This window comes from Saccharopolyspora kobensis (assembly GCF_900108315.1).
GTDB classification, from domain to species: Bacteria; Actinomycetota; Actinomycetes; order Mycobacteriales; family Pseudonocardiaceae; genus Saccharopolyspora; species Saccharopolyspora kobensis.
Window position 1 is genome coordinate 315,967 of sequence record NZ_FNVB01000004.1, and the last position, 12,653, is coordinate 328,619.

The 12,653-nt window shown below is 70.9% G+C and carries 11 protein-coding genes; 2 read left to right on the forward strand and 9 right to left on the reverse strand.

The window, feature by feature from the left end; all coding sequences use genetic code 11:
- Positions 1-262: 262 nt before the first annotated feature.
- Complete coding sequence (locus C4T78_RS14295; RefSeq protein ID WP_093344715.1) at positions 263-1,354, forward strand: cobalt-precorrin-5B (C(1))-methyltransferase; 1,092 nt, start codon at positions 263-265, stop codon at positions 1,352-1,354.
- Positions 1,355-1,585: 231 nt separating this feature from the next.
- On the opposite strand, the gene cobM is transcribed toward C4T78_RS14295, so the two are convergent.
- From cobM to C4T78_RS14340, 9 genes are all read right to left on the reverse strand, one after another.
- On the reverse strand, positions 1,586-2,329 hold the full coding sequence (cobM, locus tag C4T78_RS14300) for a precorrin-4 C(11)-methyltransferase (RefSeq protein WP_093344718.1): 744 nt from the start codon (positions 2,327-2,329) through the stop codon (positions 1,586-1,588).
- Entirely contained in the window at positions 2,326-3,549 is a 1,224-nt protein-coding gene (gene cbiE, locus C4T78_RS14305) for a precorrin-6y C5,15-methyltransferase (decarboxylating) subunit CbiE (RefSeq protein WP_093344720.1), read from the reverse strand. The genes cobM and cbiE overlap by 4 nt, the downstream gene beginning before the upstream one ends.
- Positions 3,550-3,777: 228 nt before the next feature.
- Positions 3,778-4,179, reverse strand: a complete 402-nt coding sequence (locus tag C4T78_RS14310) for a TIGR03618 family F420-dependent PPOX class oxidoreductase (RefSeq protein ID WP_093344723.1) — start codon at positions 4,177-4,179, stop codon at positions 3,778-3,780.
- 11 nt (positions 4,180-4,190) lie between these two features.
- Entirely contained in the window at positions 4,191-5,711 is a 1,521-nt protein-coding gene (locus C4T78_RS14315) for a DEAD/DEAH box helicase (RefSeq protein ID WP_093344726.1), read from the reverse strand.
- A gap of 204 nt (positions 5,712-5,915) precedes the next feature.
- Complete coding sequence (locus C4T78_RS14320; RefSeq protein ID WP_093344729.1) at positions 5,916-6,881, reverse strand: serine protein kinase RIO; 966 nt, start codon at positions 6,879-6,881, stop codon at positions 5,916-5,918.
- Between the two features lie 232 nt (positions 6,882-7,113).
- The gene (gene yaaA / locus C4T78_RS14325) at positions 7,114-7,857 is read right to left on the reverse strand and encodes a peroxide stress protein YaaA (RefSeq protein WP_093344732.1); all 744 of its coding nucleotides are present in this window, start codon (positions 7,855-7,857) and stop codon (positions 7,114-7,116) included.
- Positions 7,858-7,916: 59 nt separating this feature from the next.
- Positions 7,917-8,567 carry an endonuclease domain-containing protein gene (locus tag C4T78_RS14330; protein WP_177247337.1) on the reverse strand — a complete coding sequence of 217 codons (651 nt, stop codon included), beginning with the start codon at positions 8,565-8,567 and terminating at the stop codon, positions 7,917-7,919.
- Positions 8,568-9,072: 505 nt separating this feature from the next.
- Positions 9,073-10,362: a cytochrome P450 gene (locus C4T78_RS14335; RefSeq protein WP_093344737.1), complete on the reverse strand. Its 1,290-nt coding sequence runs from the start codon at positions 10,360-10,362 to the stop codon at positions 9,073-9,075.
- A 73-nt stretch (positions 10,363-10,435) separates the two neighbouring features.
- Complete coding sequence (locus C4T78_RS14340) at positions 10,436-10,786, reverse strand: VOC family protein (protein ID WP_093344741.1); 351 nt, start codon at positions 10,784-10,786, stop codon at positions 10,436-10,438.
- A 121-nt stretch (positions 10,787-10,907) separates the two neighbouring features.
- On the opposite strand from C4T78_RS14340, the gene C4T78_RS14345 reads away from it, so the two are divergent.
- Positions 10,908-12,653, forward strand: a complete 1,746-nt coding sequence (locus C4T78_RS14345) for a proline--tRNA ligase (RefSeq protein WP_093344743.1) — start codon at positions 10,908-10,910, stop codon at positions 12,651-12,653.

A 12,653-nucleotide genomic window follows, 5' to 3' on the forward strand; every position in this document is an offset into this window, starting at 1 on the left:
GGATCCCGTTCTTGTGCATGTCCAATGCGCGGCGAACGGGAGTGGCCTCGCCAAGAGCCCAGTCTGGGCGGGCACAGCCTGAGAACCCGCGGCCGTGCAAGCTGCGAGGGTGGGTTGTGCGCCTGCTTCCGTGGTCCGGTCATGTCGGTCGTCATGGCTGCGGTAGGCGACCAGGAAATGAAAGGCCCAGTGAGGGCTGTGAGTGCTTCTGGGCGCTGGAGCGCACCGAAGCACTCACGGGAGCACTAGTTCGGAGACGGCGATGAGCGGACGCGCGGAGGGATCGGGCCTCCGGTACGGCTGGACGACGGGGGCCTGCGCCACCGCGTCCACGGCCGCCGCCTACACAGCCCTGCTGACCGGGACGTTCCCGGACCCGGTCGAGATCGTGCTGCCGAAGGGCCACCGGCCGGCCTTCGCGCTCGCCCGCGAGCAGCTGGGTGACGGCTTCGCGACGGCGGGCGTGGTCAAGGACGCCGGCGACGATCCCGACGTGACGCACGGCGCGCTGGTGTCGGTGACGGTGCGGCCGGCCGAACCCGGGGCGGGAGTGGTCTTCCGCGCCGGTGACGGGGTGGGCACCGTCACCAAGCCGGGGCTGCCGCTGCCGGTCGGCGAACCGGCGATCAACCCGGTGCCGCGGCAGCTGATGCGCGAGGTCGTCGAGCGGGTCGCCGCGGAGCACGGCGGCAGCGGCGACGTCATCGTCGAAGTGTCCGTCGACGGCGGCGCGGAACTGGCCCGGCGCACCTGGAACCCGCGGTTGGGAATCCTGGGTGGACTGTCCATTCTGGGCACCACGGGCGTCGTCGTGCCGTACTCCTGCTCGGCGTGGATCGACAGCATCCGGCGCGGCGTCGACGTGGCGCGCGCGGCAGGCCTTCAGCACGTCGCCGGCTGCACCGGCAGCACCTCGGAGAAGGTCGCCGCCCAGCTCCACGACCTGCCCGGCGAAGCGCTGCTGGACATGGGGGACTTCGCCGGTGCGGTGCTGAAGTACCTGCGCAGGCACCCGGTCCCGCGGCTGACGGTGGCCGGTGGCATCGGCAAGATCTCCAAGCTCGCCGACGGCCACCTCGACCTGCACTCCAAGCGCTCCCAGGTCGACTTCGCCCGGCTCGCCGCCATCGTCGGCGAAGCGGGCGGCGGCTCCGACCTGGTCACCAGGATCGCGGGGGCCAACACGGCCCTCGAAGCGCTGCACCTCTGCACCGACGCGAACATCCCGCTCGGCGACCTCATCGCGCACCGGGCCCGGCAGTTCTGCCTCGAAACCCTCCGCGGCGCCCCGATCGAGGTCGACGTGGTGGTCATCGACCGCGCGGGCACCGTAGTCGGCCACGCCCCGGCCTAACCCACCCCCAGACCGCAGAAAGCCGCAATTTCAATGGAAATCAGCGCTTCGATTTCAATTGAAATTGCACACCGTCGGCGTGTCGACCACCGACACGCCGACGGCGCGTCGGGATCCGCGCGATTTCAATGGAAATCAGATGTCTGAATTCCATTGAAATCGCGGAAGCCGTCCCCGGGTCTCGACGCGTCGTGACCCTGGTTCAGCTGCCGGGGACGAGGATCGGTGAGATCAGTCGCGGCAGCGGTTGGCGGAGTAGAGGTGGCTGTCCGGGAACTCCGACGCCGTCAGGACCTCGCCCACCACGACGACGGCCGTCCGGACGATGCCCGCCGCCCGAACCTGCGCCGCGATGTCGGAAAGCGTTGCGCGGAGGACGATTTCGTCCGCGCGGCTCGCGTTGGCCACCACGGCCACCGGGCAGTCCGCGCCGTAGTTGGGCAGGAGCTCCTCGACGAGCTCCTCGATCCGGTTGACCGCGAGGTGCAGGACCATCGTCGCGCGGCTCTGGCCCAGCGTGGCCAGGTTCTCGTGCTCCGGCATGGGCGTCGCGCGCGCGGACGTGCGGGTGAGCACCACGGTCTGGCCGACGCCGGGGACGGTGAACTCGCGGTTGAGCGCGGCCGCCGCGGCGGCGAACGCCGGGACGCCCGGCACCACCTCGTAGGGGATCCCGGCTGCGTCCAGGCGGCGCATCTGCTCGGCGACAGCGCTGAACACCGACGGATCACCCGAGTGCAGCCGCGCCACGTCGAGTCCGGCGACGTGCGCGTCCAGCATCTCGGCGAGGATGTCGTCCAGGGTCAGCTTCGCGGTGTCCACGAGCTTCGCCCCCGGAGGGCAGTGTTCGAGCAGCTCGGTCGGCACCAGGCTGCCCGCGTACAGGCACACCGGCGAGGCGGCGATGACATCGCGGCCCCGCACCGTGATCAGGTCCGCCGCGCCCGGCCCGGCGCCCACGAAACGAACTGTCATCGCTTGTCCACCACCCACTGCGTCACCGGCATCGCGGGCCGCCAGCCGGTGAAACCACCGATCGGCGCCGCGCGCTCCACCGAGATCCGGACCAGTTCGCCGCCGATGCGGCGGTACCAGTCGGCCACCAACGTCTCCAATTCCAACGTGACCGCGTTGACGACCAGGCGCCCGCCCGGGCGCAACGCGGACCAGCACTCCTCCAGCGCACCTGGTGCGGTCCCACCGCCGCCGACGAAGATCGCGTCCGGCGCGTCCAGCCCGTCCAGCGCGTGCGGCACCGCGCCGGTGATCACCTGGATCCCGGGAACGCCCAGCGCTTTCGCGTTCGCGGTGATGCGCTGAGCCCGGTCCTCGCGGTGCTCGATCGCGATCGCCCGGCAGGACGGATCGCTGCGCATCCACTCGATCGCGATGCTACCGGCCCCCGCACCGACGTCCCACAACAACTGCCCGGCGCACGGGGCCAGCCGGGCGAGCGTGATCGCCCGCACGTCGCGCTTGGTGAGCTGACCATCGTGCTCGAAGGCTTCGTCCGGCAGACCCGGCGTGACTGGCAGGGTCCTCGCGCCGGGAGCTGCGCGGCACTCGATCGCGATCACGTTCAGCGGACCCGCGGAGTGCTCCCAGCTGTCGGCGGTGGAGGTGGTGCGCTGCTCACGCTCGCTGCCGAGATCCGAGAGCACGGTCATGCTGCTGGGCCCGAAACCGCGCTCCCGCAGCAGCGCGGCGACAGCGTCCGGAGTGCTGCCGTCGGAGCTGAGGACCAGCAACCGGTTCCCGGGCTGAACGCGGGGGTGCAGCAGCTCCACCGGCCTGCCGACCAGGCTCACGACCGCGGTCTCCTGCACCGGCCAGCCCAGTCGCGCGCAGGCCAGCGACAGCGACGACGGGTGCGCGATGATCCGCACCCGCTCCGGCCCGAGGAGTTTCACCAGCGTGGCGCCGATCCCGTAGAACATCGGATCGCCGCTGGCCAGCACGCAGATCGACCGACCGGCGTGCTCGGCGAGCAGACCGGGCAGCGCCGGGAGCAACGGCGTGGGCCAGGCCACCCGCTGCCCGGTCGCCCCGGGGACCAGATCGAGCTGGCGCGAGCTGCCGAACAGCACCTCGGCGGAGTTCACGACGGCCTGGGCGTGCGGGGACAGGCCCGCAGCGCCGTCGGCGCCGATGCCGACGACGTGCACTGGTTCCGGCTGTTCCTGGTGGACGCTCACCGCACCACCTCACCACGACCCCGGTCGGAGCCTGTAGGGGGTTGCTTTGCTCGGGCAGTCGCTTGGCGGAACCTGACTGCTTCCCCGGACTGCGGGTGCCCCTCCTGATGCACGGAGGAGGGGCCGTCCTCGCCAGAAAACCACTCAGAACCCGCAGGTGATCGAACTGCGGGTTCTGAGCGGCTGCCGCCGCTTGCACAAGCGCGGACGGCGACGCTGACAGTGCTCTCAGACGTTGCCCAGGACTTTCGTCACGGAGATCTCGATCACCACGCGGGACGGGTTCGGGCGGGGCTTCTTGTAGCGCTGCTCGTACCGGTGCTCGGCATCGGCCACCGCCTCCGGGTCATCGCGCACCACGGCCACTCCTTGCAGGGTGGACCACCGCCGCCCGTCGACCTGGCAGACCGCGACCTGCGCGCCACCGGGCCCGGCGGCGCGGATCTGCCGAGCCTTGTACGACGTGCCGGAGGAGATCACCCGTGCGGTCGCCGTCGCCACGTCGAGCGTCACCCCGACCGGGACCACGTGCGGCGTGCCGTCGAGGCGCACCGTCGTCAGCGTGCTCAAGTGGCGTTCCTGCCAGAACTGCAGGAATTCCTCGCTCGAGTTCTCCAGTCGGCGGGCCACGTTTCCTCCTGTCACGCCTGCCGGGCGCCACCGCGGTTGCCGCGCCGGGCGCTGCGCCCGGACGGTGCCTGTCCGCGGCGGTTGCCGTTGTCCGAGCGCCGACCGTCGTCGTGACCGCGCTCGGTGGGACGCCGCCGCCGACTGGGCTCGTTGGCCGTGCGCTCCGGTCGCTTGGCGTTGCGCGGGTTCGCGCCGCGGCTGCGCGGAGTGTCGCGCTGCTTCGGCGCGGCGAGCGAGACACCGCTGGGCTCGCGGGCGCCGGTGACGCGGGCCAGTTCGGCGTCTTCGGGTCGGACGGTCGTGGTCTTGGCCTTCACACCGGCCTGCGCGGCCATGGTGCGGAACGCTTCCCGCTGGTCGTCGGTGACCAGGGTGACCACCGTGCCCGTCGCGCCCGCGCGGGCCGTGCGACCGGCCCGGTGCAGGTAGTCCTTGGGATCGGCCGGGGGCTCGACGTGCACGACGAGGCTCACGTCGTCCACGTGGATGCCGCGGGCCGCCACGTTGGTGGCCACCAACGTCGAGGTCTCACCGCTGCGGAACTCCTCGAGGATGCGCGTCCGGGCGTTCTGCGCCTTGCCGCCGTGCAGCGCACCCGCGGGAACTCCGGCCGCCCGCAGCTTCTTGGCCATCCGGTCGGCGTGGTGCTTGGTGCGCACGAACATGATCGTGCGGCCCTCGCGAGCACCGATGCGCGCGAGCACGGCCTGCTTGTCCGTCGCGGACACCAGGAACTGGTGGTGCTCCATGCTGTCGACGCTGGCCGCGGGCGGCGCGAGCGAGTGCACCACCGGCTCGGTCATGTACCGGTCGACGAGCTTGTCGACGTCGCCGTCCAGGGTGGCGGAGAACAGCAGCCGCTGACCGTCCGCCGGGACCAGGTCGAGAAGTTCGCGGACCTGCGGCAGGAAGCCCATGTCGGCCATCTGGTCGGCCTCGTCGAGCGCGGTGCGCTCCACTTCGGACAGCACGCAGGTGCCCTGCCGGACGTGGTCGGCGAGCCGTCCCGGCGTCGCGACCAGCACGTCCACGCCGCGCCGCAGCGTGTCCACCTGGCGGTTGAACGAGGTTCCGCCGACGACCTCGCGGACGTAGAGCCCGAGGGCCTTGGCCAGCGGCTTCAGCGAATCGGTCACCTGGGTGGCCAGCTCGCGGGTCGGCACCAGCACGAGGCCGCGCGGGTGCATCGGCCGGGCGTTGCCCTGCTGCATCGCCAGCAGCGGCAGGCCGAAGGCCAGCGTCTTGCCGGAGCCGGTCTGGCCGCGCCCGAGCACGTCCCGGCCGGTCAGCGCGTCGGGGATGGTGGCGGCCTGGATCGGGAAGGCCTCGGACATCCCGTTGTCGGCCAGCGCGCGCACCAGCCGGGCGGGCAGCCCGAGGTCGGCGAACGGCGCCGGGTCGACGGCGGTCACGCCGACCTCGTCGAACAGGCTGCGCTTCTTCGGCTGCTGCTGCGGCTTGCCGCCCTGCGGACGGCGGCGGCGCGGCCGGCGGGGCGAGCGTGCGGAGGTGGTGGACGAGCTTGATGGCACGAAGAACTCCCGGAAGTGGCACGTCGCGGGGAGGCTTCGCGGATGTCCGCGGGCGATCACGAGGACGAGCCCGGCGCGTCGGCGCCGATAGGTGGTCAAAGGGTGTCGCAGCGGACACTGGCCGGTGATCCCGGCTCTGCTGCTTCGAGTCTAGCTGATCGACCCGGCTGCCGGAGCCAGGCGTCCGGGCCGATCAGCGGTTGCTCACCAGCGCAGATTTCCCGCTGTGGCAAGGCGTTCGGCGAGCAGGTCGGGATCGGTGCGGGCCTCGTCGGCGCCGCGTGAGCGGAACCACCCGGCGATGTTGTGTGCGTCACGTCGCAGGTAGTCCAGGCCGAGCGGGTTGGCCGCCAGGTCGACCGCCTGCGGCAGGTCGATCAGCACCAGCCGCCCGTCGTGCACCAGCACGTTGTAGGCGGACAGGTCGCCGTGCGTGAAGCCGTGCTCGGCCAGCGCGATGAGGGCTTCGACCAGTTGCGACCACAGCTCGTCGAGTTCGTCGGCGTCGGGCCGCAACGCGGCCAGCCGCGGCGCGGCCGTGCCGTCCGGGGTGCCGATGAACTCCAGCAGCACCTCGGTGCCGACGCGCTGCACCGGGTACGGCACCGGAGCTCCGGTCAGCCACAGCGCGGACAGCACGCTGAACTCCGCCACCGCCCACTGCTGGGCGATCATGCCGCGCCCGAACGAGGTGCGGTGCTCGATCGCCCGCATCTCGCGGGACTTGCGCAGCCGCCTGCCCTCCAGGTAGCCGGCGTCGCGGTGGAACATCCGGTGATCGGTGTCGCGGTACCGCTTGGCGGCCAGCAGGCAGGAGTCGCCACCGGGCACCGCGCGCCGCAGCAGGTGGACGTCGGCCTCCTTGCCGGTCTTGAGCACGCCCAGCTCGTGGTCGAGCGCGGCCAGCTCGGTCACCAGCCAGGACGGGTGCGGCTGCGGGCCGCGATCCCCGGTGTCCCAGGTGGACCAGCGGTCGGCGCCACCGGGCAGCGGCTGCGGCTCGGGTTCGTCGCGCAGCGCGGCGAGCCGGTCGCGTTCCTCCTCGGTGAGCCGGCCGCGCCGGACCGGTTCGTCGTCGAAGCGCTGCCGCTTGGCGGATTTGGGCTTGCGCGCCTTGGACTTCTTGACGTTGCGGAAGAGATCGTGGTCGTACTGCTCGTACGAGGACAACTCGGATGCTCCTTCAGGGCGGAGACCTCCGCCCGAGCACCGAGCTCAGCGCAACCGTGGCGGAGGAGAAAAGGTTCGGATCCCTCGGTGCGCGAAACCGGCGCGCACAACCGTCACAACGGCGACCATGACGAACCTCCCTTCCTCCCATGCGTTCCAGAGCGAAACCAGCTTGGCCGAAGCCCACCCGAGCTGACAACTGGTTTTTGACCTGCGGTTTCGCGGCGAGGGATCAGCCGTGCACGACGACGCAGAGCTTGCGGTCGGCCTCGCGCTCGACCTGCAGGCCGGCGGCGCGGGCCACGTCGAGGACGTCGTCGACCGACTCCGGCTCGTCCGGTGACTGGGCGAGCGCCCGCGCCAGCTTTCCCTTGTGCGCCTTGTTGTGGTGGCTGACGACCTTGCGCTTGCCCGATGCGTCCTCCGACAGCACGCGGACATCGACGGCCCCCGGAACCCTCGCCAGCGCGGCGTAAGCGCCGGAGCGGAGGTCGACGACGAGGTCGTCGGCAGCGGCCAGCACGGGCTCCAGCACCGGTCGCCACACGCTGCGCAGCGTGCCCGTGCCGGGCAGCGCACTGCCACCGGAAAGCCGGTAAGCGGGAATCGCGTCCGTGCCGCGCACCAGGCCGAACAGCGCCGAGGCCACCGCCAGCCGCGAATCCGCTTGCTTGCGCTCGACCGCGGACAGCGACTGCAGGTCGAGGGCGTCGTAGAGCACGCCGGTGTAGCGCTCCAGCGCCGGGGCGGTGGGCGAGTCCCAGAGCTCTGCGTTGCGCTGGACCTCCTCGACCTGCCGCTCGGACAACCCCAGCGCGGCCAGGCTCGCGGGCACATCACCGGCCAAAGTGGACAGCGCATCGGCGAGTCGCCGCCTGGTGTCGTTCAGCTCCGGGTGCGAGAGCCCGCCCAGGTCCAGCGGCGCACCGCGACCACCAGCCGACTTGGTCTCCGAAGGAGGAAGCAGAACCAACACACCACCAGGGTAAGCGTTCGTGACGAACGGCCTGGTCGGCGCCCCGGGTGTGCGACGAGTCACGCAATTTCCATTGAAATCTCACGTGCAACTTCAATGGAAATTGCACCCTGAAGCGCCGACTCGACCCTCGCGATGACTTGATCGAAGCCGTTCCGGAGCTGATCGCTGGTCACCACGACGACGATCCACCCGAGGCGGGCGAGCCGGTTCCGCCGAACCTCATCGCGTTTGATCTGAGCCGGGTCCGCGTGCCACCCTCCGTCGTACTCCACCGCGACCCGCGCAGCCTCGAACGCGAGGTCGACGCGAGCGACGAAGTCCTCGCCGTCGAAGATCTCCACCTGCGGGATCGGGTGCAAACCGCGGAGCGCGAACTCGACGCGCAAGATCGACTCCGGTACCGATTCCGCGCGGCCGTCGAGGTGGTCGAGCCGCATGCGCGCCCTGCTGATGCCGTGGTCCTTCCGGCCGACGAGGAACCCCGCTATCTCATCGACCGTGATCGCACCGGCGTGCAGCAGCGCGTCGCAGTACCCCACCGCGTGGGCGATCGAACGCTGTCTGAGGAGGTCGAGGGCTATGCGCGGGAATCCTGCCACCCTGATCCCGCGCCACGGCGAGTGCTCGAAGTCGAACGTCCGCGACGTGGTGCAGCGGAGCCCGCTGCGGCGGAGCATGCCGTCCTCGCGTGCCACGATCACCTCCACCGGGGCTCCGAAGTCCGCCAGCGGGACACCGCGCAGCGTGGCCGCTGAGCGTCCGGTGATGACGGATCCCCGCGGCAGCGTCAGGGCTGCTGCCGCGCATTTGAGCTCGTGCGTCAGCTGGGTGTCGCCAGTGGTGTAAACGCCGTGCAGGACCCTGCGGAACTCGCTGCTCCGCAGGTGCCGGTCCTTGAACCCGGCCTCGATGGCCTCGGCTCGGAGGAAGACGTCGTAGGGCTTGGTCTCGATCTCGGGAGGGGGAGTTGCAGGAGTCACGTACATACAGAGGCGCGGAACCCTGCAGCAGATACACCTCGGCGCAAATCCATGGCCGAGTTCACCCGTTGGTGGTGGACGTGCGCAATTTCAATGGAATTTTGACGTGTGATTTCAATTGAAATTGCGCAACATCCGACGTGCCGTCGGCGTGTCGGGTGCCCGACGCGCCGACGGGTGCAATTTCAATTGAAATCGAGGGTGTGATTTCAATTGAAATTGCGTCCTTTCGTCAGGTGGGGCTGAGGGTGCGGCCGGTTACCGGGAGGGCGTCGAGGCCGTGGATGATCGAGGTCGGGCGGCGGGTTGCCGCTCCTGCCCGGTGGAGGTGGGGGAGGCGGGTCGCCAGGGCGCGGAAGGCGACCTCGGCTTCCATGCGGGCCAGCGGCGCTCCGAGGCAGTAGTGGATGCCCGAGGAGAAGGCCAGGTGCTCGGCGCGGTCCGGGCGGTTGATGTCGAACCGCTCCGGCTCCGGGTGCACCGCCGGGTCGCGGCCCGCCGAGGCCAGCAGGGCCAGCACCGGGGTGTCCGCGGCCAGCCGACGGCCGGCCAGCTCCACCGGTTCGTGCGCGATGCGCATGGTCATCTGCACCGGCGGGTCCCAGCGCAGCGTTTCCTCGACCACCGCGGGCGCCAGGTCCGGGTCCGCGCGCAGCTGGGCCCACTGGTCCGGGTGCCGCAGCAGCGCGAGGGTGCCGTTGCCGATCAGGTTCACCGTCGTCTCGAAGCCCGCCACCAGCAGCAGGTCGCACAGCTGCACCAGTTCGGTGCCGGTGATCCTGTCCTCGTCGAGCGCCGCGACGAGGTCGCTGACGACGTCGTCGCCGGGATCGGCCCGGCGCTGCTCGATGAGCCGGTCGAAGATCCCGTCGAGCTCGGCGAACGACTCGCGCATCTGCCGCAGGTGGCGGGCCGAGCGGATCCCGTCGAGCGAGCCGGCCAGCACCCTGCCGTGGTGCGCCAGCCGTTCGGCGTCCAGCGGTGGCAGGCCCAGCAGCTCGCAGATCACCCGGATCGGCAGCGGCCCGGCGAAGTCGCGGATCACGTCGAACTCGCCGCGCACCCCGTCGAGCAGCTCGTCGGCGATCTGCTCGATGCGCTCCCGGTAGGTCTCCAGGCGGCGGGGCCGGAAGGCCGGGGCGGCGAGCTTGCGCAGCCGCGAGTGCTCCGGCGGGTCCAGCTCCAGCAGCGAGAGCTGCAGCTCCACGGCCGCCGCGGTCGGATCGCCGTAGGAGCCGTCGCTGGTGCGCACGCCGAACCGCCGGTCGCGCAGGATCTCGTCGCACAGCTGGTGCGTCGTCGCGACCAGCGTGCCCAGCTTGCTGCGCACCAGCGGCCCGCGTTCCCGCAGCTGCCGGTAGACCGGGTAGGGGTCGTCCCGCCACGGTGCGTGCAGCAGGCGTGCGACGAGATCGCCGCGCTTGGCGAAGTACCAGGTCAGCGCGCCTTGCGCGACCAACCGGGCGCTGAGGCCGAGCTCGGCGAGCCGGCTCTGGCCGTCGCGGGCTTGCGAAGTGGACATCGAACCCCCTGGCGATGCGTGCCTGACATCGAGGGAACCGCAGGACGAGCGGCCCGACAATGGGCCGATCGGCTCAGTGATCGGAGCCCACGCAGAACTCGTTGCCCTCGGGATCGGCCAGCACCGTCCAGGTCAAGCCGTAAGTCGCGTTCTCGGCCAGTTCGGTGGCTCCGAGATCGACGAGCCTGCGCACCTCCGCCTCCCGGTCGGTGGTGTTGAGGTCGACGTGGGCGCGGTTCTTGCCGGCGCGCGGCTCGGGCACGCGCTGCAATCCGATCCGGACACCGCCCTCGCGGTTCGGCGCGAGCATCACGAACTCGTCGGATTCGAAGGCCACCGAGGTGTCCAGGGCCTGCGTCCAGAACTCCGCGAGGGTCCGCGGCGACGCGCAGTCGATGGTCACCATGGCGATGTCGAGGTTCATGGCCGCACGCTAGCGGCGGCTACCGACACCGGCCCGCCGAGCGGTAATCCGCTGGTGGTGACCCCGGGGGGACTCGCTACCCTGCCGGTGACGAATCAGCCCGGACGAGGAGCCAGTAGCCGTGATCACGAGGATGTCGACGTTGTTCCTGCGTACCCTGCGCGAGGATCCGGCCGACGCCGAGGTGCCGAGCCACAAGCTGCTCGTCCGCGCCGGCTACGTCCGCCGCATCGCACCGGGCATCTACTCCTGGCTGCCCCTCGGGCTGCGGGTGCTGCGCAAGGTCGAGGAGATCGTGCGCGAGGAGATGAACGGCATCGGCGCGCAGGAGATCCACTTCCCGGCGCTGCTGCCCAAGGAGCCCTACGAGAACACCGGCCGCTGGACCGAGTACGGGCCGCTGCTGTTCCGCCTGAAGGACCGCAAGGGCGCCGACTACCTGCTCGGCCCCACCCACGAGGAGCTGTTCACGCTCACCGTCAAGGGCGAGTACAGCTCCTACAAGGACTACCCGGTCATGCTCTACCAGATCCAGACCAAGTACCGGGACGAGGAGCGGCCCCGCGCGGGCATCCTCCGCGGGCGCGAGTTCGTCATGAAGGACTCCTACTCCTTCGACATCGACGACGAGGGCCTGTCCACCTCCTACCAGCTGCACCGCGACGCCTACGTGCGGATCTTCGACCGGGTCGGCCTGCGCTACGTGATCGTGTCGGCGACCTCCGGCGCGATGGGCGGCTCGGCGTCCGAGGAGTTCCTGGCCGAGAGCCCGACCGGTGAGGACACCTTCGTGCGCAGCACCGGGTCGGACTACGCCGCCAACGTCGAGGCCGTGATCACCCCGGCGCCGCCTGCCGAGCCGATCGAGGGCAAGCCCGCCGCCGAGGTCCACCACACGCCGAGCACGCCGACCATCGAGACCCTGGTCGACTTCCTCAACGCCAACACCGACCGCAAGTTCACCGCGGCCGACACCCTCAAGAACGTGCTGGTCAAGACCCGTCGGCCCGGCGCGGAGGAGTGGGAGCTGCTGGCCATCGGGCTGCCCGGCGACCGCGAGGTCGACATGAAGCGGCTGGAGGCGTCGCTGGAGCCCGCCGAGGTGGCGCTGCTGGAGGAGTCCGACTTCACCGCCAACCCGTTCCTGGTCAAGGGCTACATCGGCCCGAAGGCGCTGCAGGACAACGGGGTCCGCTACCTGGTCGACCCGCGGGTGGTCACCGGCACCGCGTGGGTCACCGGCGCGGACAAGACCGACCACCACGTGCTGGACCTGGTGTGCGGCCGGGACTTCACGCCCGACGGCACCATCGAGGCCGCCGAGGTCCGCGAGGGCGACCCGTCGCCCGACGGCCAGGGCACCCTGGTCGCCGCGCGCGGCATCGAGATCGGCCACATCTTCCAGCTCGGCCGCAAGTACGCCGACGCGTTCGGGCTGGACGCGCTGGGCCAGGACGGCAAGCCGAAGCGGATCACCATGGGCTCCTACGGCGTCGGCGTGTCCCGCCTGGTCGCCGCGATCGCCGAGCAGAGCCACGACGAGCAGGGCCTGATCTGGCCGCGCGAGGTGGCGCCCGCCGACGTGCACGTGGTCATCGCGGGCAAGGACGACAGCGTCCGGGAGCGCGGTGAGGCCATCGCCGCCGAGCTCGACGCGGCCGGCGTGCAGGTCGTCCTGGACGACCGCACGGTGTCGCCGGGCGTGAAGTTCGCCGACTCCGAGCTGCTGGGCGTGCCGACGATCCTGGTGGTCGGCAAGGGCCTGACCCGCGGTGTCGTCGAGGTCCGCGACCGCCGCTCCGGCGACCGCGCGGAGATCGAGGTCGACAACGCGGTCGAGCACGTCATCAACGCCGTGCGCGGCTGA

What these genes read in the sequence shown, in the direction of transcription:
- C4T78_RS14295 (WP_093344715.1), top strand. Translation starts at nt 263, where the DNA reads ATGAGCGGACGCGCGGAGGGATCGGGCCTCCGGTACGGCTGGACGACG.
- cobM (WP_093344718.1), bottom strand. Translation starts at nt 2,329, where the DNA reads ATGACAGTTCGTTTCGTGGGCGCCGGGCCGGGCGCGGCGGACCTGATC.
- C4T78_RS14335 (WP_093344737.1), bottom strand. Translation starts at nt 10,362, where the DNA reads ATGTCCACTTCGCAAGCCCGCGACGGCCAGAGCCGGCTCGCCGAGCTC.
- C4T78_RS14340 (WP_093344741.1), bottom strand. Translation starts at nt 10,786, where the DNA reads ATGAACCTCGACATCGCCATGGTGACCATCGACTGCGCGTCGCCGCGG.